At 42.1% G+C, this 518-nt stretch carries 1 protein-coding gene; it reads left to right on the top strand.

The annotated features are described in order from the left end of the window. Positions 1 to 518, top strand: a 518-nt coding sequence (locus tag CXF58_RS01260) for an IS1 family transposase (RefSeq protein WP_102076328.1), incomplete at both ends; no start/stop codon positions are given.

The raw sequence follows: 518 nt of genomic DNA on the forward strand, positions 1-518 counted from the left end.
ATAAAAAGCTATGGCAAGCAGAACTACCAGTGCAAGGACTGCAAACGCCAGTTTATTGGCGATCATGCGGTAACCTATAACGGCTGTCACTCTAGAATAGAAGATCTCATACGACTGATGACTGTCCGAGGTTGCGGCGTTAGAGACATAGCCGTTATAGCCAAGGTTAGTATTGGAAAAGTGCTTAGCACCATAGACTCATCCATTTACAAGATTGTACCTAAGAAGCGCTACTATGAACGCTTAGAGGTTGATGAGTTCTGGACTTACGTATATCGCAAGAAGCGTAAAGTTTGGCTTATTTATGCTTATGACCGTGCTACTAATGAGATTGTCGCTTATGTCTGGGGCAAACGTGACCTAAAAACGGCTAAGAAGTTAAGAGCACGTCTTAAGCAACTTAAAGTGAGCTATGACTCTATTAGTATGGACAATTGGGACAGTTTCATAACGGCCTTTAAACCAGATAACAAACGAGTTGGCAAACAGCATACGGTAGGTATAGAAGGTAATAACTG

This window comes from Psychrobacter sp. Sarcosine-02u-2 (genome assembly GCF_002836335.1).
Taxonomy (GTDB): Bacteria; Pseudomonadota; Gammaproteobacteria; order Pseudomonadales; family Moraxellaceae; genus Psychrobacter; species Psychrobacter faecalis.